Below are 21,411 nucleotides of genomic sequence, written 5' to 3' on the forward strand. Positions count from 1 at the left end.
AAGCACACATATTAAATGAAAAAGAACCGGATCATGGCCATGCTGGGCAGCCTGTTGCTGCTTGCATGTATGGCAAAGGCGCAATCGCCTGCCACACCAAAAGGAACAGACCTGTTTGCACTACAGCAGAACTTTGTGAACCTGCGTTTCGGGATGTTCATTCACTTCAACATTCCCACTTTTATGGAAGATGATTGGGCAGACCCCGATGCTTCGCCCGCTATCTTTAACCCGCTGAAGCTGGACTGCAACCAATGGGCACAGGCGGCGCAATCGGCTCACATGTCTTACGGCTGTCTCACCACCAAGCATCACAGTGGTTTCTGTATATGGGATACCAAAACAACAGATTACAATGTGATGAACAGTCCCCTGAAAAGGGATGTGGTGAAAGAGTATGCAGACGCCTTCCGTGCCAAAGGCCTGAAAGTAATGCTATACTATTCCATTCTCGATACGCATCATAAACTGCGGCCGGGATGGATCACGCAAAAGCATGTTGAAATGGTAAAGGCGCAGCTGACAGAGCTGCTCACGAAATATGGGGAGATCACGGCATTGATCATCGACGGCTGGGATGCCCCCTGGTCTCGTATATCCTATGACGATGTGCCCTTTGAGGAGATCTATGGCCTGATCAAATCCCTGCAGCCCAGGTGCCTGGTAATGGACCTGAACGCTGCCAAGTACCCGGCAGAAGGCCTGTTCTATACAGACATCAAATCTTATGAGCAGGGCGCTGGTCAGCATATTTCTACTGCTACCAATCATCTGCCTGCGCTCTCGTGTTTGCCTATTAATAACGCCTGGTTCTGGAAGCCCTCCTTCCCTTCGCAGCCGGTAAAAGACGCGGCTAAACTGGTGGATGATAACATTGTTCCTTTTAATAAGGCATACTGCAATTTCATCCTCAATGTAGCGCCTAACCGTAATGGCCTGATAGACGACAATGCCCTGGCTGCCCTGAAAGCCATCGGGCAACGTTGGCAGGCGCAGGGAGCGATGCCTGCATTGCCTGCAGCTGTTCAACCCATTATTTCATCCAACCTGGCTAAACACAAACCTGCTGCGTCCAGCTGGAGTGATGATATGAACATTATGGATTTTGCAAATGACGACAGCTTCAGAACCACCTGGCAGTCTAACCGGGCCGTAAAAAACCCCTGGTGGGAAGTAGACCTTGGTAAAGAACAGGCCTTTAACACGATCACCATCGTAGAAGATAAAGCCCGTATCAAAAAGTACAGGTTGGAATACTATGTAAACGGCAAATGGGAACCTTTGGTCAATGGAGAAGACCAAGGCCTGGTAAAAGTGCATCGCTTTAATCGCGTATGGGGCAACCGCGTACGGATCCTGATCGATTCATTCAGCGAGCCGCCCGCGATAGCGGAGTTTGGGGTATACAACGAGCGGAGATAAGGGGAGATCCTAATAAAGGGCTGACCAACAGTGGATGTTCATACTATTTTAACAGGTTTCTCCTTGCTTTATCCTTGCAGTATCCTTGCTCTATCCTTGCAGTTTCCTTGCTCCGGGCACTTTTTGTTAAAATAGTATTACTCTTCTTGGTTAGCCCTTCTTTTCAGGTTTTACTGGCGGAAGTAAAAGTACGTGTGAAAACGACATTATCAGGGGGGCTGCGACAAACTGAAAATTTTGTGACCTCAATAGAATTAAGTACCTTTTATCGCGGCTCAAAAAAAGCAGTTAACCACAAAACATAATATGCCAAATGTTCAATGAAATACTTGCCACCGCTTTTCAGGTGTTGGTGGTAGTACTTGTTCCATTTCTGTTCTATGTAATAAAGTATAAGACAACAAACGGTTTTTTCGATTATATCGGTCTGAAAGCAACCACCTCACGGGCGGTAGCCTTGTCCTTCATTGCCATGCTGGCTGTGTTGGCCGGTATCCTGGGCATCGCGTTGCTGAACCACGATATTAAGGAAGCGTTAACGAGCCAGTACGCCCTGGCTGGTAAGCTGAAACAAATGGGACCTCAGCCGCTGAGCATTACCTTACTACTGGTCATTGCGCTATTCAGAACATCGCTGGCAGAAGAGATCTTTATGAGGGGATTTATTGCCAAAAGGCTGATCAACCGGCTGGGTTTTCAATGGGGTAACCTGGTGCAGGCGCTCCTGTTTGGCTTGTTGCACCTGATCATGATGTTCATGCTTTCAAGATTAAAAGCATTCTCACTGATCTACTCTTTCGTTGTACCGGCTGTGGCGGGATATCTCATCGGCTACATCAATGAGAAAGCGGGGAAAGGAAGCATTATACCGGGGTGGGTAGCACACGGTGTGGGCAATGTGATCTCCTATTATTTACTGGCCTTTGTGCTGTAAGCGATCTTCCCACGTGTTGCTGATATAAAAGCCGCCGCCAATACCAGGCAGCTGGTTATCCGGTACACCATCCGCATGCCACTGATCTGTGCGTTGACAGCAAGCGGATCTGTGAGGTGCTGCTCCGCAAAGTTATTACGGGTGGTATACCATACCGCAGCGCCCAATGCAATGCCCAATACCAATCCAAGATTTCTTACAAAGGCGATCAGGCTGCTGGCAATGCCACGCATCATTACCGGCGCTGCATTTAATGCGCTGCTGCTGTTGGGCGACTGGAACAGGCCGAAGCCCAGGCTAAGCAGCGAGCTTCTCCAGATCACGTTATGCCAGCTCCAGTCAGCGGCTACAAAAGAGAAGAGAAAATACCCCGTGGCGGTGATCACTAAGCCAGTACTGGCTAACAGGCGTGTACTGATCTTGTCTGAAAGATAACCACCCACCGGTGCTGCCACGCTTAAGGTAAGCGGCCCCGCCAGCATGATCAGGCCTGCTTCCTGCGGACTGAAGTTGAGCAGCAGCTGCAGGTAGAAGGGGATCACATAAATATGCGCGCCGCTGGCCACAAAGCCCAGCCATGAGGCACTGATGGCGGAGCTGTAAGGTTTAATGCTGAAAAGGCTGAGCTTTAACATGGGCGCGGTATATCTTTTTTCCCAGAGCAGGAAGAACAGTAATAACAGCAGTCCCGTTGTAAGGAGGATGATCACCGTCTGGTTTCCCCAGCCAAAGTCAGGATCCGCGCCGAAGTCGATACCTATCAGCAGGGTGGTAACGCCAATGGAGAATAAGGCGGCGCCGATAAGGTCAAATGGCTGCCTTGGAAGGCGTGGCGAAGCCGGTAATACAACAGTTGCCCTCCAGATAGCTATCAGCCCGATAGGAACGTTCACATAAAATATACTGGGCCATCCGAAATGCTGTAGCAGCAAGCCGCCTGCCACCGGGCCGGTACTACTGCCTGCGGCTACAATAGTGCCGATCCATCCCAGGGCCTTGCCTCTTTCCTGCGGTTCAAAGGCGTCGCCTATAATGGCAGGGCCAATGGCAAATATCATGGAGGCGCCTAATCCCTGCACCACACGAAAAGCCACCAGCGACCAGATATCCCAGGCCAGGCCGCACAGGAAAGAACCGAGCACAAAAGTGGAGAAACCTGCAATGTAGATGCCTTTCCTGCCCAACATATCAGACAAGCGCCCCATGATCAGCAAGGTACTGGTGGTTACCAGCAGGTAGCTGAGCACCACCCATTCCGTATTATCGCCTGCATGCAGTTCCTTCCGGAGGGTGGGCAATGCGATATTCACAATGCTGCCATCCAGTGTTGCCATGAAAGTGCCAAAGGCGACGGTAAATAGCACGGCCCATTTGCCGGGGGCAGCAACAGCTGCAGGGGTGACTGTTTGTTCCATTTGATCCGGTTCTGTAAAGAAGATCAACGCAAAGAAAATGCCTGGACCAAATTAGCATAATTATGCGGCCCCGTAATACAGGATGACTACGCCGGAATCAAAGGGGATGGTCTTTAACAGCTTTAATGTATGCATATCCCGGATGCCCTTGAATAAGGCTTTGCCATCGCCTAACAGTACAGGGTGCACCCATAGCTCATATTCGTCTATCAGGCCAGATTGCATCAGGCTGCTAACCAGCTTGCCGCTGCCGTAAATGATAATATCCTTTCCCTCCTGCTTTTTAAGCCGGGATATTTCAGTGCTGAAGTTCCTGTTAATGAGACGTGAATTATTCCAGCTGGCGCGTTGCAGGGTCTTCGAAAGAACGATTTTCAGGTGGCTGTTCATCATATCTGCAAAGGCGATATGCTCACGCGGAAATGAGAGGTTGCATGCCTGGTAGGGCCAGTATTTTGCCATTGCCACATAGGTAACCCTCCCCAGCAGGATGGTGTCTGCCTTACTGAGCTGCTGACAGGCATGTTCGGCCATCTCTTCATTCCAGTAATTAAAATGCCAGTCCAGCTCACAATTGCTTCCTGCCATGTAGCCGTCTAACGTAACATTCATCGATACTATAACTTTTCTCATAATTATCCTGGCCTTAATGGTTATAAAAGACTGCCCGTGCCCTTCGCTCCATTTTTTACTTTTTAATTTTTTCTTTTTTCTTTTTCTTTTCGTCCATTTCCTCCCGGTGCAGGGTATTTTCTTCTACACGGGCGGTAACGATCTTTTTCACCAGTGCAGGGGGCAAAGGTTTCTCAGGCAGGAAACGGATAGTGGCCGTGGCGGTATCATAAGGCGCCAGCTCATCTTTAAGCTCCTTCATAAGGCCGGGGCTCATTACATAGAAGCCGCAATGGTTTTTAGCAGCGCCAAATCCTACCAGCATACCTTTCCACTTATAGGCAGGGATGCCGTAGCTGAGCACTTCTTCGGCCTCCGGTACCAGGGTGCGGATCTGCTTTCGTAAAAGCTCCAGCGCCTTGCGCATGTTGGCCGGTACACCTTGCAGGTAATCGTCTACCGTAGTGGGTTTAGTAGCAGTTGTTTTTTGCATAACAGGTTGATTTATGCGGTATTACCAATGCTCCGTGAAACGGGAGGATGTCAATACAAAGGTACCTGTGGCCCGTCATCTGCATCATGCCTGATCCGGACTTTTAGGGGGGTGGATTATGACATTTTGATCTGGTAAGCCGCTGATTTGAAGTTGTAGCCCAAAGCGCTTACATTTGGAGTCGAAACCTGCAACCCGATTGTACACGTATGAAACACTTATCCATTTTAATACCAGAAGAAGCTGTACCGGCCAGCATTGTAGACCCCCGGTATATGTTCACCGCTGTTAACCAGTTCCTGGAAGCCCAGGGAGAAGACCCCCTGTTTAAAGTACAGCTGGTAGGGCTGTCAAGAGAAGTACGGCTGATCAACGGCATTTTTTCCGTGCATACCGATGCGCTGATAGATGAGATCAAACATACTGACCTGATACTGATCCCCGCCCTCAGCGGCGATATGCAGCGCGCCCTGGAAATAAACAAACCTTTCATTCCCTGGATCATCAAGCATTACAGCAAGGGCGCCGAAGTGGCCAGTCTTTGCCTGGGCGCTTTTCTCCTGGCCTCCACAGGCCTGCTGAACGGAAAGGAATGTTCCACCCACTGGCTGTTTGCGGAGCAGTTCAGGAACATGTTCCCGGATGTAGAACTGGTAGACGGCAGGATCATATCAGAAGAGCAGGGCATCTACTCCAGCGGAGGCGCTGCCTCTTACTGGAACCTTCTCTTACACCTGGTGGAGAAATACGCCAACCGCGAAATGGCGATCCATGCCGCGAAATTCTTCGCCATAGAGATAGACCGTAAAAGCCAGTCGCCTTTCATCATGTTCAACGGGCAGAAGAAGCATGAAGACGAGCCGATAAAAGAAGCGCAGGAGTATATTGAGAAGAACGTATCCGCCAGGATCTCTGTAGAAGACCTGGCCATTAAGTTTGCCATCGGCAGGCGGCACTTTGTACGGCGCTTCAAGAAAGCTACCAATAATACCCCCCTGGAATACATACAAAGGGTGAAGATAGAAGCTGCCAAGAAGTTCCTTGAAACCAGCAGCAAGAACGTTACAGAAGTGATGTATGATGTAGGCTATAATGATACGAAAGCCTTCCGCGCAATTTTCAGGAAGATCACCGGTATGTCGCCGGTAGACTACCGCCACAAGTATAACAAGGAAGCTGCCTATGCCTAGCTAGCGGTTAAACAGCAGTTTCAGGTAGAACAGGGGATTCGCCAGTTTTTTCCGGAGATCCATTTCATTGAACATACAGGACAGCAATTCCTGCAGCTGTTTGCTGCGGCCTGCTTTTCTCATGAGCCAGTTGAACAGCCAGGGATACCTGATCAGCTTTTGTAAGCGCGCGCTCATCTGCAATTCAGGCCCCAGTACACGATATATATGCGCATCATAGCTGGCCAGCGCAGCCGCAGAATAATCATTGGCGGCAATCGCCGCAGCCGCATGTTCAGCGGCTATACGCCCCGAATAAAGCGCATTGCCGATGCCTTCACCGGTAAAGGGATCGATCAGGTAAGCAGCATCTCCCGTCAGCATATAGCGTTCTCCATAAAGGGGGCGGCGCTTACTGCCCAACGGCAGTCCATAGCCCAGTATATTACCCACCAGTTTTGCGTCCTTAAAACGCTCCCGCAGGCTGGGATCCGTTTGTATCGTTTCCAGCAGTAGCTTCTTCAGGTTCACTTTTTTCTTCCTGGCGGTTTTGCTTAACATACCTACGCCCACATTGGCCTGGCCACCAGGCAGGGGAAAGATCCAGAAGTAACCGGGCAGCATATTGCGAAGGAAATGAAGTTCGACAAAATGATCGGGGTGCAGGTCTTTGACGTTTTGATAGTAGGCCCGGATACCGGCTACATAATGTGCCGGTTCCATATTGAAGCCGGCCACTTCCTTGGTAAAGCCTGAATACGCGCCGTTGGCGGCGATCACCAGCTGTGCCTTCACCTGGAAATCTCCCTGCGCATTAGACAGCAGGTAGCCGTCTGCCTGCAATTGGTGATGGGAAATATCCGTTCCTTCAAACAGCTGAATGGCAGGACAGCGCCGTAGTTCCTCCACCAGGAAATTATCGAAGTCAATACGCTTGCATACAAACCCATGCGGCTCGCCGGGCTGTTTACGGTAATGCAGCTGGTAGGGAACATCAAGGTTCATCCTGTTAGGCGCTATAAAGCGCACGCCCCAGCTGTCTGCCTTAAACAAGGACTGTTGCAGCCGTTCGCCAATACCTTTGTCGATACGCGATAATATCGTCAGCACTTTGCCGCTGAGGCCATCACCACATACCTTATCACGGGGAAAAATGGCTTTATCCACAATAACGCAGGGAATACCCATGTAGCCAAGTTGCAGGGCCGTAGTAGCGCCAGCAGGCCCTGCACCAATAATACAAACGTCCGCATGGATCATACTCAATAAGCTTCGGGTTTGAGGTTTGAAGTCCGACGTTTCAAGTACGTTAGAGGTTAAAAGTTCAAAATTTGCTATTGGGCTATTACAAGTGCCAGGTAAGCATAGTGGGTTGGACCTATAACCTGCAACGAACTTCAAACGTCGGACTTCAAACCTCAAACTTATTTCATGAATTGTTTCACAACGCTGTTCTTTCCCAGCGTAAAGGCAAAGTTAAAGAGGAAAGGCATTTTAGCAAGCGATTTCAGAATGGTTGCTTTTTTCTTCATGTCTGCCCCTACTGCTTTGTATAATTGTTGTTCGTATGTTTTCAGATAAGCGGCGCTGAAGTCTCCGGCAGTAAAGCAGCGGATCACCTGTTCTGCCGCCAGCTTACCGCTTAATACGGCATTTCCGATACCATCGCCGCTAACAGGGTCTATCAGGCAGGCGGCATCGCCGGTGAGCAGGAAATGATCGCCGCTCATAGTGACCCACCTGGAGCCCAGTGGCAGCCCGCAACCCTGCAGCGCTCCGGCTGGTTGCGCATCCCTGAATTTCCTTCGCAGGATGTCTGAACGTTCAATGAAATCGTAAAAGCCCTTTTTTACGTTCATGTTCTTTTGCACCACATCGTCAGACAGGATACCCATGCCCACATTGGCAAGGCCTCCTTTTATCGGGAACACCCAGAAGTACCCGGGCAGGTATTTTTTATCGAAGTATATTTCAGTGCAATCCTCTTCCAGTGCGGTTATGCCAGTGTAATAGGCCCTTACGGCGGCAACATGATGTTTCCTGTTCATTAAGGTACTGGTCAGCTTTTTAGCGCTGAGGCCATTGGTACCGTCGGCGCCTATCAGCATGGTACATTCAAAACGCTTGTTGCTGTTGCGGATGCTGACAGAAAAGCCCTGTGCAGTCCGGGTAATATCGTTTACCTCCGTGCTTTCCATCACATCAAAATCAGTTTGCTGCTTTACCAGGGTAAAAAGAAAATTATCAAAGCTCATCCTGGTGGCGGTATAGGCTTCCAGGCTCCAGGAGAAGTCCAGCTCCCTGCCGTTAAAATAGCAGACTGTTCTTTTAGTAGGCAGTTTTTCAGTAAAGCGGGAGAGAGATTCCTTAAACGCCGGATCGATGGCGACAAGTGATTTAATAGCGCGGCCAGGTATGGCGTCGCCGCAGACTTTATCACGGGGAAAGGTATGTTTGTCAAGAACAGCTACCCGCAAACCTGCATTTCGTAAAGCCAGCGCACAGGCACTGCCTGCTGGTCCTGCACCCACAATGATGACATCGTAATGTTTGGGGCTGTTCTGCTGTTCCATATAGCTGACAAAAGTGTATACTAAAGATACCGGATTTATTTCGAACATTTTGTGTTATAATTGCATAGGTACTATATTCAGGAGCAGAGATCAACCAAAACAACAACCACACTGTACACGGGCTCAGGGAATGTATGATAAAACCAGTTTAGAGAATGAACGGGCATTACTGCAATTGATAGCAGGGGGAGACGAAAATGCCTTCGCTACTTTATTCCACCATTACCAGCAGCCGCTGTTGCGGGTAGTTTACCAGTTTGTAAAATCACAGGCACTGTCTGAAGAGATCGTGCAGGATGTTTTTCTCAAGATCTGGACAGGCCGGGAAAAGTTGCCGGAGGTACAGCAGTTCCGCTCCTGGCTGTTCATACTTACCCGTAATTATATTCTCAATTATCTGAAGAAGATGGCCCATGAGCAGGCCGTACGCCATGCCTGGATGGCCGAAGTGCCCTACACTGGCAACGACGCGGATATCGGCGTGCGTAACCGCCAGATGACCGAATTACTACATGAAGCCGTGAGCCGCCTGCCGGAACAGCAGCAGAAAGTATTCCGGCTTGCCCGGGAAGCCGCTCTTACCTATGACCAGATCGCAGCAAGATTGCAGCTTTCCCCCACACCGTCAGAACCCATATGTCTAAAGCCCTGGAGAATATCCGCCGTTTCCTGAAAAATTTTTAAAGCGGATACGAGGCTGCCTGTTTTCAGCTGTCTTTACTTATATAGACGGACAGTTTTAAGATTGAATTGACAAAGTGGTCAGTTGTCAGTTGTAAGTTGTCAGTGATGCCAACCACCAACTGTCAACTGCCAACTGTCAACAGATCACTTTAATCGATGAACTATGGATGGTAACCAGGAAGAACGCTTTTGGCAGCTGCTTAATAATTACAGATCGGACAATATCTCAGCAGAAGAAGAGCAGGAATTATTCAGGATGATCGCTTCGCCGCAGTATCATTCCCTGCTGGAGGATTTCATACAGGCATCGCTGGAAACAGCGCCGGAAACAGGTATCTCTATGGACAGCGAACGGCTGGGTACTATGCTGAATGCTATTACAGGCCCTCAGCCTAAGGTACGTACCATTCCTTTCCTGCGCCGCTATCGCTGGATAGCAGCCGCCATGCTGCTGTTATTGGGCACCGGTGCTTACTTCCTGTTACAACGGTCTCCCCGGCAGGTAAAAGTGGCTGTAAAGCTGCCCGATGTGCCGCCGGGCGGCGCCCGGGCCATGCTTACCCTGGCCAATGGAAAGACCATACCATTAGATAGTACCGGTAACCAGGTAATACAACAGGGCCGGGTAAATGTTTATCAGCAACACGGACAGCTACAATATCATCCTGCAGCACAAAGCACAGCGGCGGCAACCTCATATAACACGCTTACAACGCCCAGGGGCGGCTTTTTCAGCATCACGCTGCCGGATGGTTCAAAAGTATGGCTCAATGCAGCCAGCAGCCTGAAATACCCTCTTGCCTTCCAGGGAAAAGAGCGCGTAGTGGAGCTACAGGGACAGGCATATTTTGAGATCGCGGCTGATCCGCAACAACCCTTCAGGGTCAGGTTAAGCAAGGGCGCAGAAGTACAGGTGTTAGGTACCAGCTTCGATGTGATGGCTTATGCAGACGAGAAAATCGCACAGGCTACCCTGGTGGAAGGCGCGGTAAGGATTCAGCAGGCAGCCGTACAGGCGGTGTTGAAGCCGGGCCAGCAGGCCGTGTTGGACCAGTCGGCCCACACGCTGGAAGTACAGCCCGCGGACGTGAACCAGGTGATCGCCTGGAAGACCGGCTTCTTTGAATTTGCTAATACAGATCTTCACACCATCATGCGCCAGGTAGAGCGCTGGTACGATGTGGAAGTAATATATGAGTACCCGCATGATAAAGAGCGTTTCCTGGGGCGCATCAGCAGGCATCAGCCCTTATCGCGCATATTACAGCTCCTGGAAGATAATGGCGTGAAGTGCAGGGTAGAAGGAAGAAGAATAACAGTACTTCGCTGAGATTGTGTTAAAAGATTGCTTCGGCCAGGCTGCGCGCGAAGCCCTTCCGGCCTCGCAATGACGCGTGGGGGTACCTCAGACCTCAAACTTCAAACATAAAAAAACCGGATCCCGATGGGGGTCGGGGCCCGGTTGAACTGTTGGGGCACACGGAAAAACAATCTGCTCAAGACTATTGATCTGATAACCACCAAACATTGCAAAAGTATGCCATTAAACTTTAGCAGGAAACTATTCCTCGTTATGAAGATGACAGCATTTCTGTTACTCATTGCCTGCCTGCACATCAGTGCTGCAGCACTTTCACAGGGAGTAACGCTTTCCATGAAACATGCGCCGCTGGGAAAGGTCTTTATAGAGATCTCCCGGCAAACCGGCGTATCCATCATCTGCAATGAATCCCTGCTGAAAGGCACTAGCCCCGTTACCATTAATGTACAGGACGTGCCGCTGCAGCAGGTGCTGGACCTTTGCATCAAAGGACAGCCGCTTACCTATTCCATCCGGGACAACAACGTGGTCATCAGAAGCACGGTTCCTAAGATCGTGCCGCTGCCAGCATTGCCTGCGTCTTTGCTGCAGGCAGATACTACGGTATATGTTTCGGGCCTGGTAACCGATTCTGCAGGTGGGCCGATACCCGGGGTGACGGTATTGGTAAAGGGCCGGCAGCAAGGCACGCAAACAAATGCAGCCGGCCGCTATACCATCCGTATACCGCCGGGCAGCATACTGGTATTTTCCTTTACAGGCTATGTTACACAGGAAGCGCCGGTAGCCGGGCGTTCCAGCCTGGATATAAAGCTGGTAACAGACATAAAGGTGCTGGAAAGCTTTGTAGTGGTGGGCTATGGCACCAGGAGAAGGCAAAATCTCACCGGCGCAGTTTCCTCTGTTTCTGCAGACGTGATCAAATCCCGCCCTATCGCCAATGCGCTGTCTGCACTGCAGGGCGAGATCCCCGGCGTGGTGATACAACGCGGCTCCGGTAAACCGGGTACAGAAGATTTTGACCTGAACGTAAGAGGGCTTTCTTCTACCAATGGCGGCAACTCGCCGCTGGTATTGATAGATGGTGTGCCGGGAGATCTGAACCTCCTGAACCCGGATGATATTCAATCCATCGATGTGCTGAAGGATGCCGCTGCTTCCATCTACGGTGCACGTGCTGCCAACGGCGTTTTCATCGTCACCACCAAGAAAGGGGTTAAAGGCAGACCGCGTATCAGCTATAGCACCAACCTGGCTGTTACCAAACTGTCCGGCATGATGAAAAGCCCTACAAATTACGAGATGGCCATCATGGATAATGAAGCGAACATCCACAACGGCGCGGCGCCCATGTATACACCTGAGATGTTGCAGAAGATCCAGGGTAACGATCCCAATCCTGTTCCGCATCCCTTATATGATGGATGGATGCTGTTCTTCACCAATACCAACTGGATAGATGAAGTGATGGAGAACGGTTTCCAGCAAAAGCATAATGTCAACGTCAGCGGTGGCGGAGAAAGTTCCAGCTATTACCTCTCCGGAAGCTATACAGATCAGCGGGGTGTGATCAAATATGCGCCGGATAATAACAAGCGCTATAACCTGCGCCTTAATTATGATTACGACTTCTCCAAACGGATCAGGCTTGAAACCAAAGTAGCCTTCGAGAACCAGCAACGGACAGACGTTGGCGGGGTAGGAGGCTGGTTGATCACCGAGGCGGTATTCGGCATGCCTAATCACCCGGTGTATGCAAAAGACGGGAAGTTCTTCGCACAAGGCGGATGGGGAAATGCCGTAGCAGAAGCAAAAGAAGCAGCTACCGCTACTTACAATACCCGTAACCTGAACACTAACTTTAAACTGATCGCCGAAATAATAGATGGACTGAAGCTGAACCTGCAAACAGGTATTAACCACAGCTCCCAGAACAATAAGGATATTGCCAAATCTGTTCCGCTGTACAACTGGGATGGCGCATTGGCCTACTACGCCATTGCTAACCCAAATGAAACGGCTGTTGCACAGGAGAATGCGGAGAACAGCTATCGTAACTATACCGGCTATCTGCAATACGCCAAAACCTTTGCAAAGCATGATATAGAGGTCATGGCCGGTGGCTCTCATGAGAATAACGATTATGATTATTTCGGCGCCCGGCGTATGAACTTCGTGGTGCAAGGTCCCTGGTCGCTGAACCTGGGCTCCACCACCAACATGACCAACCAGGGCGGTGGCTACAAATGGGCCATTAGTTCGCTCTTTTCAAGGATCAGCTACAGCTATGATAATAAATACCTGGTGGAAGCCAACCTGCGCTATGATGGTAGTTCCAGGTTTCAGCCAGACAAGCGCTGGGGACTGTTCCCGGGTGTATCTGTTGCATGGCGCCTTTCTAAAGAAGCATTTCTGAGAAACGTTAGTATACTGAACGACCTGAAGCTGCGGGCCTCTTATGGCCAGACAGGCAATCAGGAAGGGATCGGTTATTATGATTATTTAAAACTGATCCAGCTGGGTCGGCCTGATCCATTTAATTACCCCTACCCCTTTGGCGCCGGTCTGCAAAGTCAGGCCGCGTCATTATCGGGGATCGTATCTACAGACAGGACCTGGGAAACGCTGATCAACCGTAACATCGGCGTAGATGCCACGCTCCTGGATTCGAGACTGAACTTTTCATTCGATTATTTCATAAAAACAAACCGCAACCTGCTGATACCCGTTACATATCCCAGCGTACTGGGCGCCGTAGCGCCGTACTCCAATTCAGGAGAGCTGAGAACAAAGGGATTTGAAACCTCCATTGGCTGGAAAGACAGGATCGGTAACCTGGAGTATAACGCCAGGATCCTGCTCAGCGATGCCCGGAATGAGGTAGTATACTATGGCGGAGCAGATACTTATGTACCCGGACTGAACCGCATCCGGGAAGGCTACCCGGTATATACTTATTTCGCTTATGTTTTTGATGGTGTGATCAGAACACAGGCAGAGCTGGATGCGTACAAACAGCTGGGCGGTGTGCCTGCTGATATCAGCATTGGCGATGCCCGCTTCAAAGATTTGAACGGCGACGGCAAGATCAGCCCTGTAGGAGATAAGGCAGGTGACGACGGAGATGTGATCAACGCCGGTTCCATTACGCCGCGGTATAATTTCGGCGTAAACCTCGGGGCTAAGTTTAAGAACTTTGACATCAGTGTTTTTGTACAGGGCGTGGGCAAACGCACATTGTTCAGGGAAGGGGAGTATGCCATACCCTGGAGCGATTGGTGGAGACAACCGCCCCAATTCTATTACGGGCAAACCTGGAATGAAGACCGACAAGATGCGTACTATCCCCGGCTCAGCCATGGCAGCATCCGTTACTGGAATTATCAGCCTTCCACTTTGCAGCGTATCAATGCGGCCTATGTCAGGCTGAAGAACCTGCAGCTGGGCTATTCGCTGCCAGCAGACCTGCTGAGGAAGTGGTCTGTCTCCCAGGCCAGGGTCTACTTCAGCGGACAAGACCTGGCAGAGCTGCACCATGTAAAAGGCGGATGGGATCCTGAAGCTGCCGCCAATGGCTTCAACTATCCCTTTCAGCGCTTCTATTCATTCGGTATTGACCTCACCTTTTAACGCCCATGATCATGCTACGTATCATCAACTACTGTAAATACCTGCTGCTTCCGCTTATCTGGATAAGCTGCAATAAAGAGCTGGACCTTACGCCCAAAGAACAGATAGCAGATACATTGTTCTGGCAAACCCCTGCTGATTTTGAACTGGCAGCCAATGATTTTTATTTCGACCTGCAAAGTGTTCCACAGTATATAGATAACAATTCCGATATCGCTTTTGGCTCCTATATAGGCTCCGGTGTGATCGCCGCCAATGGTACCGATACCCGGGCCATCAGCGCGGGCAACTATCTTCCTACGTCCACTTCGCCCTTGTGGGATAGTTCCTATAAACGCATCAGGGGCGCCAACTATCTCCTGCAAAAGGCGCGTTCATCCAGCCTGGGCGCTGGTATAGACCGGTGGGTTGGTGAAGCGCTTTTTTTCAGGGCTTATCATTACTGGAACCTGGTGAGAACATTTGGCGGCGTGCCCCTGATAGAAAAAGTACTGGAAGTGAATTCTCCTGAACTGTATACACCCCGCTCATCCCAGGCAGAGATCATTGATTTCATGATCCGGGACCTGGATAGCGCGGCAAACAAGCTGCCCCTGCAAAGCGGGCTTACAGAAGATGAATCTGGCAGGGTAACCCAGGGCACAGCACTGGCATTCAAAGCCAGGGTAGCCCTCTATATGGGTACCTGGGCTAAATACCATGGTCAGGGTGATGCCGCTAAATATCTTTCCATGGCAATAGATGCTGCCGGTAAGGTGATCAGCTCCGGAGAATATGCGTTATATACAGGCAGCGGCGATAACAGCTATAAATACATCTTCATCCAGCAGGGCGATGATAGCAAAGAAGTGATACTGGCCAGGAGATATTACCTGAACCGCATTGTACACAACTGGACAAGAGAGCTGTGGTTCAATTTCATGGTGCCAACGAAGAATATGGCAGATATGTACCTGTCTAAAGACGGCCTGCCCATCAGCAAGTCGCCGCTCTTCCAGGGATACAATACCCTCACCAGCGAATTCCAGGACAGGGATCCGCGTATGGCCATGACCTTCATCATGCCCGGCAGCACTATCTTTTTCGAAGGCGGTCTCTGGAAAGCCACCTATCCAGGTTTTACCGGAACCAATGCCACCCGTACGGGTTACATGCTACGGAAGTTCATGGATGAAACCCTGGACGCCGCCACTTTTCGCGGGCAATATGATTATAAGGAATTCCGCTATGCCGAAGTGTTGCTGATACTGGCCGAAGCCTTATATGAAAAGAACGGCGTCATTACCGACCAGGATCTCACCCGTACCATTAACGTACTGAGAAGCCGCGTAAATATGCCGCCGCTCACCAATGGTTTTGTAGCTGCCAATGGTCTTAACATGCAGCAGGAGATCAGGCGGGAACGTACCGTAGAACTGGCCTTTGAAGGCTTCAGGAGAGATGACCTGAGAAGGTGGAAAACTGCTGAAGCCGTGATGCCGCAGGCCCTGAAAGGTGTTAAATTTGTGGGTACGGAATTCCAGCAGCGCTACCCCGACCTGAAGGTTGGAACAGACATACAGGTAGACGGCGAAGGGTTCATAGTAGCAGAACCATCCACCGCCCGCAGATTTATTCCCAGGCATTACCTGGATCCACTGCCGCTGCAACAGATACAGCTCTCGCACGGCTCATTGACGCAAAATACAGGATGGTAATTTCTTTTATCCAAAAACAGTTTAATGAAAAGAATAGCTTTGCTCTTCAGCCTGATCCACGTCATTTCAACAGGCGCGCTTGCACAGTACAGCGCATCCATCACCAACAGCATGCTACCCGTATTGGATGCACACTACCAACCGGAATACACATTCGATAAACCAATGGATGCAGCTGCCTGGGCCGCCCTGCAACCTGGTTTGCACAGCGCATTTGGTTCAACAGACCGTTTATATTTCAGAACAGAAGTGCCCGCGCAGCACACAAGTACTTCCTGGGAAGCCACTGCATGGAAAGGCGAGCGGCTGAATATACAACTACTGGTTTGGTCGCCGGACACCTTGCAGCAGGTACGCTTTACTGTGAGCAAGCTAATAAACGCCGAAGGTAATACGATCGACAGCAAACAGGCAAAGCTGCAGATGGTTCGCTATGTGGTCTCCAATTATCCATATGGGGCCAAAGATGCAGTATGCGGCGAGTCGCCCTACAAAGAAGGTTATCTCATGCCCGACCGCTTCGAGGCATTTGACCGCTTTGACCTGCCCGGCCGTACGGTAAGGCCTGTGTGGCTTTCCCTGGACATCCCTGCGGATGCCGCAAAAGGTACCTACACCGGAACCGTGCTGGTAAACACGGCCCGTAATACAGATACCCTGCAGGTAAAAATAAAGGTACAGCAACAGGTACTGCCCCCTCCGCGCGACTGGCAGTACCGCCTGGACCTGTGGCAGAACCCGTGGGCAGTGGCCTGGTACAATCATCTTATACCCTGGAGCCCTGAGCATAAAGCATTGCTGAAACAACATCTGCAGCTATATGCAGATGCAGGGGGTAAATACATTACTACCTATGGGGTTCATTCTCCCTGGGCCGACAATTCCTACATGATAGAAGGCGGCATGATAGAATGGATCAAAGAGAAGAACGGCGCCTGGAAATTTGATTACACCATATTTGACGAGTATGTGCAGATGGCTATGGACCTGGGTATTGATAAAGCCATTACACTCTATACGCCCATTCCCTGGGGTAACCGTTTCCGTTATATGGATGCTGCTACGGGCAACTACATATATGAAACATGGTCACCTGGAACAGACACCTACACCGCCCGCTGGAACACCTTCCTTACAGACTTCAAGGCGCATCTTGAACAGAAAGGATGGTTCAAAAAGACGTACCTGGGCATCAATGAAAATGAGATGCCACAAACCCTGGCCGCCATTAAAGTAATGAAGGCACATTCTCCCGAATGGCGCATTACCTACGCGGGTAACTGGCACAAGGAACTGGATACCTTACTGGATGATTATTGTTATCTCTACGGCAAGGAGCCAACGAAGGAAGAACTGCAGCAGCGTATTGCCAGGGGCAGTACTTCTACCTTCTATGTTTGCTGCAATCCTGCCAAGCCTAACAACTTTGTGTTTTCTCCTCCTATAGAAGGTACCTGGATAAGTTGGTATGCCGCCGCCCGTGGCTACGATGGATTTCTTCGCTGGGCCTATGATGCATGGCCTGAAGATCCCGTGCGGGACGCCCGCCATGGCTCATGGCCGGCTGGTGATTGCTACCTGGTATACCCGGGCGGAAACAGCTGTATCCGGTTCGAAAAAATGAGGGAAGGTATCGCTGACTACGAGAAAATTCGTATATTAAAAGCACAAGCAGCTGCATCGGCCAATAAATCTGTCAGCAAACTTTGGCAATCTTTAGAACAGCACTTAAAAACATTTACACAGGAGCACAATTTTGATGAGCAAAAGATCACGGCCGATGTTGATAAGGGAAAACAATTGGTAGCTGCGCTGAGCGATGCAATGATCCCCTAAAACCTACAATATGATAAAGCGTGTTGCACTTTTGCTGCTGCTCACAGGCAGTATGATCGCCCCTTGCATGAGCCACGAAAAGCCCGGTAAAGTGGTTTGTAACGAGTATGAGGACTATCTGCTGACTGATGTGTTGACACCTGCTGGTCCTGTACCAGCTGCATTAGACCCCAATGGCGTGTACCCCTATATCAGCTATGTGGAAACATCCAACCGGCCGGTGGTAAAGAAATACCAGCTGGTAGTGCTGGAGAACGAGCTGGTAAAAGCCACCATCTGCCCGGATCTTGGCGGTAAGGTGCTCTCACTGGTGCATAAGCCTTCCGGAAAGGAAGTGTTGTATGCACCCGACGTGATCCGCTACACGCGCATTCTGCCGCGCTTCTATTTTGTGGCCGGTGGTATTGAAGTAAGCTTTCCTATTTCACATTCCCCTTCGCAGAACGAACAGGTATCCTACCGGATAGACCGGATGCCGGATCGTACCTATGTTACCTGCGGTGAAAGAGAGCTGCGCTTCGGCATGCAATGGTCTGTTGAATATTCACTGGGGCCGGATGATCCTTTTCTCACAGAGCGGGTGAAGTTCTATAATCCCGGTAAAGACGCCTATCCCTGGATGAGCTGGTCTAATGCAGCCTTGCCTTCAGCGCCGGATACCCGCTATAATTTTCCCAAAGGCAATGTGCTGGTGCATGCTTCCAGTATGGACACGATCGATTGGGCCAGCCAGGGGCCCCGTACGGAAAGTAATATCCGGGAGATGACCGGTTACTTCTGGAAAACAAAAGACGTCAACGCTTTCGGCGCCTATACGCCTTCGCTGGGTGTGGGACTATATCATATTGCAGACAACAGCGCACCGGGCATTAAGCTCTGGAGTTATGGCGTGGGCGAAGACAGTGCATGGTCTACCTTGAGCACAGCCCGTCATCAGTCGTATATAGAACTCCAGGGAGGCCCTGCAGGCGACCAGTCTGTTAAACAGGAGCTGGGCTCCAAAGCCACTCATTCACATGTTGAGTATTGGATCCCTTCAGATAAAGAGCTGGATATTTATGCCTTGCAGCTGCCTCATACCGTGTTGCGGCCTGTAAGCGCCATTCCTTTATTTGACTGGATTGGCAGACGGGAAACAGATATATGGAGATCCCTGCGGAAATCTTATGAGGACAGGACCTCTCTGCCAGCTCCACCGCGTATAGATGAATGCATCTGGGCGCCTTCGGGTATGGAAGACCTGGATGGTCCTTTCCGTTCGGCAATTGGCGCCTCTAACGGTGAAGAGCATGCGCTGTGGGAGTTCTACTATGGCGCCTGGTTGATGGGCAGGGGCAGAAATGAGGATGCAGTCAAAGCACTGCATGCCAGCAAAACAGGCGTAGCAAAAGTACTGCTGGCCAGGTTGCTGAAACAGCAAAATGATATGCAGGGCGCCAGGCAAGCTTTTAATGACATCAACGAAAAATGGCTGCAGCTCCATCCGCAGGTAGTAGTGGAAAGAGATAAGGTATTGCGCAGCTTTGGCGCCCAGACCATACCGGAGCGGGAAGCCTGGCTGGCCCAGGTTGCGGCGCTACCGGATGAATGGCTGATAGAACGGCGGGTACAGCTGCTGATCGATAAAGGAGAGCTGCAGCAGGCAAAAGCATTGTTATTGTCAACCCCCTTCCAGAAAGTACATCAAACCTATACCCGCACTGGCTTATGGATGCAGCTATGCCAACAGCTGAAAGAGCCCTGTGCGCCTGTTCCGCGGCAGCTGGGAGAAGACCGGCTTGCCAGGTTTGGCGCTTACAGGGAATATGAGTAGATTGTGGGATAAGCCGTCGCCATGAGATCTATTCTCTACTGTTGCCTCTTGGGTAGTTGCCTGCTAACTACCCGCTGCAATACTGTACCTGAGACCAGCATTCCTTACCCTGCGCCGCTGCCTGATTCTGTAGCCCTGCCTTTTTTACCGGGCATTGTTTCAAAGGATTCGCTGGACTTCAATGCCGCTTTTTCGCCGGATGGTAAAGCGTTTTATTTCGGACGCTCCTTTAAGGGCGGCTGGCAGATCCTCGTCACAAAATATGATGGTAAGCAATGGACCACGCCACAGGTGGCTCCCTTTTCTGAAAACAATTACTCACAGGCTGATCCCTTCTTTGGACCAGACGGCGCCCTGTACTACATTTCCAACCGCCCCAGGGATGCCGCAGATACTATCCCGGATTATGATATCTGGTTTGTGAGACCGCTGGCAGAAGGCAGCTGGTCTGCCCCGGAGAACCTGCGGGCTGTTAACTCAGACAGCACAGAGTACTATGTTTCACTGGCTGATAACGGCAATATCTATTTTGCTTCCAACAGGGCAGGGGGCCTGGGCGATCATGATATTTATGTAAGCCGCCTGGTGCAGGGGCATTATAGTGTGCCTGAAAATCTGGGTCCTGCTGTTAACTCGCCTGCTATGGAACATGATCCCTGCATTGCTAAAGACGATCGCCTGCTGTATTTCACCTCCGTTGAAAGAAAAGACAGCCACGGTTCTGCCGACATCTACTACACCCGTAAAGATACCAGGCAGCAATGGGCGCCTGCCAGGAATGCGGGCCCGCGCGTGAATACCGATACCTATGAATATTGTTCTTACCTGACGCCGGATGGGAGGTATCTTTTCTTCAGCAGCAATTTTGACGTAAAGTGGATTGATACACGCTATCTGCCAGAATAAAACGTTTACTAATATAACCGCTTATGGAAAACAAACCTGCCCAATCACAAACCCGGAAAAACATTGCCACTTTCCTGGTAATTACCACTATCCTGTGTCTGCCCATATATTATATGTGTATCCGTACCGGTAATATCGGCGCCGGTTATCCGCCACTAAGCTATGTGATAATGATCATGTGGTGCCCTGGGCTGTCGGCATTGCTTACCTGCCTGATCAGGCGGATTCCGATCGCTTCTTTGGGCTGGAAGTGGGGGGAGAATAAATACCAGGTCTGGTCTTATGCGATCCCGTTTTTATATGCGTTGGCCGCCTACCTGGCTGTCTGGATCAGTGGTAAGGGCGGTTTCTATAACAAAGAGTTTGTAACGAAAGTGGCCAAAGGTCTGAGCTGGAACCTTCCGGATGGAGTGGTGATCATGCTGTTTGTATTGCTCACCGGCATTTTCGGTATGGTGCGCTCTATGGCTTCTGCGCTAGGTGAAGAGATCGGCTGGCGCGGTTTTCTTACACCACAATTGTCAAAGATCAATTCTTATACAGCCACTTCGTTATGGATGGGATTGATCTGGTCAGTTTATCATTATCCCCTGTTGGTGGGCGCCAACTATAACACAGGCGGGTCCAAACTATATGCGCTTATCTGCTTTACCGTGATGGTATTCGCAAGCTGTTTTGTGTATACCTGGATGCGCATGAAATCAGGCAGCCTGTGGACCGGCACCTTGCTGCATGCCAGCCATAACCTGTTCATACAGATGGTATTCACGCCTATAACAGTGGATACAGGAGATACCATGAAGTATATTGACGAATTTGGGATCGCCTTACCCATTGTTTCTGTAATTGTGGGATTTATCTTCTGGAGAAAAAGAAAAGAGCTGGTAATTTAATTCATCACTGTAT

The 21,411-nt window shown here is 50.3% G+C and carries 16 protein-coding genes; 11 read left to right on the plus strand and 5 right to left on the minus strand.

The window, feature by feature from the left end; genetic code table 11:
- Positions 1 to 15: 15 nt before the first annotated feature.
- Both ACR9Y8_RS21365 and ACR9Y8_RS21370 read left to right on the plus strand, forming a co-directional pair.
- The gene (locus ACR9Y8_RS21365) at positions 16 to 1,422 is read left to right on the plus strand and encodes an alpha-L-fucosidase (protein ID WP_481215286.1); all 1,407 of its coding nucleotides are present in this window, start codon (positions 16 to 18) and stop codon (positions 1,420 to 1,422) included.
- 313 nt (positions 1,423 to 1,735) lie between these two features.
- On the plus strand, positions 1,736 to 2,356 hold the full coding sequence (locus tag ACR9Y8_RS21370; RefSeq protein ID WP_481215287.1) for a CPBP family intramembrane glutamic endopeptidase: 621 nt from the start codon (positions 1,736 to 1,738) through the stop codon (positions 2,354 to 2,356).
- Here the strand turns inward: ACR9Y8_RS21370 and ACR9Y8_RS21375 are convergent.
- The 3 genes from ACR9Y8_RS21375 to ACR9Y8_RS21385 are packed head-to-tail and all read right to left on the minus strand — an operon-like array spanning position 2,332 to position 4,876.
- Positions 2,332 to 3,771, minus strand: a complete 1,440-nt coding sequence (locus ACR9Y8_RS21375; protein ID WP_481215288.1) for an MFS transporter — start codon at positions 3,769 to 3,771, stop codon at positions 2,332 to 2,334. The genes ACR9Y8_RS21370 and ACR9Y8_RS21375 overlap by 25 nt on opposite strands.
- A gap of 60 nt (positions 3,772 to 3,831) precedes the next feature.
- A complete protein-coding gene (locus ACR9Y8_RS21380) occupies positions 3,832 to 4,404 on the minus strand; it encodes a dihydrofolate reductase family protein (RefSeq protein ID WP_481215289.1) in 573 nt (190 codons plus the stop codon).
- 55 nt (positions 4,405 to 4,459) lie between these two features.
- Complete coding sequence (locus ACR9Y8_RS21385; RefSeq protein WP_481215290.1) at positions 4,460 to 4,876, minus strand: iron chaperone; 417 nt, start codon at positions 4,874 to 4,876, stop codon at positions 4,460 to 4,462.
- Positions 4,877 to 5,085: 209 nt separating this feature from the next.
- On the opposite strand from ACR9Y8_RS21385, the gene ACR9Y8_RS21390 reads away from it, so the two are divergent.
- Positions 5,086 to 6,066, plus strand: a complete 981-nt coding sequence (locus ACR9Y8_RS21390; protein WP_481215291.1) for a GlxA family transcriptional regulator — start codon at positions 5,086 to 5,088, stop codon at positions 6,064 to 6,066.
- On the opposite strand, the gene ACR9Y8_RS21395 is transcribed toward ACR9Y8_RS21390, so the two are convergent.
- Both ACR9Y8_RS21395 and ACR9Y8_RS21400 read right to left on the minus strand, forming a co-directional pair.
- On the minus strand, positions 6,067 to 7,305 hold the full coding sequence (locus tag ACR9Y8_RS21395) for an NAD(P)/FAD-dependent oxidoreductase (RefSeq protein ID WP_481215292.1): 1,239 nt from the start codon (positions 7,303 to 7,305) through the stop codon (positions 6,067 to 6,069).
- A 164-nt stretch (positions 7,306 to 7,469) separates the two neighbouring features.
- Positions 7,470 to 8,666 carry an NAD(P)/FAD-dependent oxidoreductase gene (locus ACR9Y8_RS21400; RefSeq protein WP_481215293.1) on the minus strand — a complete coding sequence of 399 codons (1,197 nt, stop codon included), beginning with the start codon at positions 8,664 to 8,666 and terminating at the stop codon, positions 7,470 to 7,472.
- An 82-nt stretch (positions 8,667 to 8,748) separates the two neighbouring features.
- Here ACR9Y8_RS21400 and ACR9Y8_RS21405 point away from each other — a divergent pair, with 82 nt between their 5' ends.
- The 8 genes from ACR9Y8_RS21405 (at position 8,749) to ACR9Y8_RS21440 (ending at position 21,398) form a co-directional block, all read left to right on the plus strand.
- Positions 8,749 to 9,291, plus strand: coding sequence for a sigma-70 family RNA polymerase sigma factor (locus ACR9Y8_RS21405; RefSeq protein ID WP_481215294.1), 543 nt, complete (start codon positions 8,749 to 8,751; stop codon positions 9,289 to 9,291).
- A 174-nt stretch (positions 9,292 to 9,465) separates the two neighbouring features.
- The gene (locus ACR9Y8_RS21410; protein ID WP_481215295.1) at positions 9,466 to 10,632 is read left to right on the plus strand and encodes a FecR family protein; all 1,167 of its coding nucleotides are present in this window, start codon (positions 9,466 to 9,468) and stop codon (positions 10,630 to 10,632) included.
- A gap of 243 nt (positions 10,633 to 10,875) precedes the next feature.
- Positions 10,876 to 14,253, plus strand: a complete 3,378-nt coding sequence (locus ACR9Y8_RS21415; RefSeq protein WP_481215296.1) for a TonB-dependent receptor — start codon at positions 10,876 to 10,878, stop codon at positions 14,251 to 14,253.
- A gap of 11 nt (positions 14,254 to 14,264) precedes the next feature.
- Positions 14,265 to 15,950, plus strand: a complete 1,686-nt coding sequence (locus tag ACR9Y8_RS21420) for a RagB/SusD family nutrient uptake outer membrane protein (RefSeq protein WP_481215297.1) — start codon at positions 14,265 to 14,267, stop codon at positions 15,948 to 15,950.
- 24 nt (positions 15,951 to 15,974) lie between these two features.
- Positions 15,975 to 17,786: a DUF4091 domain-containing protein gene (locus ACR9Y8_RS21425; protein ID WP_481215298.1), complete on the plus strand. Its 1,812-nt coding sequence runs from the start codon at positions 15,975 to 15,977 to the stop codon at positions 17,784 to 17,786.
- Positions 17,787 to 17,796: 10 nt separating this feature from the next.
- Positions 17,797 to 19,599, plus strand: a complete 1,803-nt coding sequence (locus tag ACR9Y8_RS21430; RefSeq protein WP_481215299.1) for a DUF5107 domain-containing protein — start codon at positions 17,797 to 17,799, stop codon at positions 19,597 to 19,599.
- Positions 19,600 to 19,620: 21 nt separating this feature from the next.
- Positions 19,621 to 20,505, plus strand: a complete 885-nt coding sequence (locus ACR9Y8_RS21435) for a TolB family protein (RefSeq protein ID WP_481215300.1) — start codon at positions 19,621 to 19,623, stop codon at positions 20,503 to 20,505.
- 23 nt (positions 20,506 to 20,528) lie between these two features.
- The gene (locus ACR9Y8_RS21440; protein ID WP_481215301.1) at positions 20,529 to 21,398 is read left to right on the plus strand and encodes a CPBP family glutamic-type intramembrane protease; all 870 of its coding nucleotides are present in this window, start codon (positions 20,529 to 20,531) and stop codon (positions 21,396 to 21,398) included.
- The last annotated feature ends 13 nt before the right edge of the window (positions 21,399 to 21,411 follow it).

The sequence above is a fragment of the Chitinophaga sp. SVR4-12A genome (assembly GCF_056754765.1).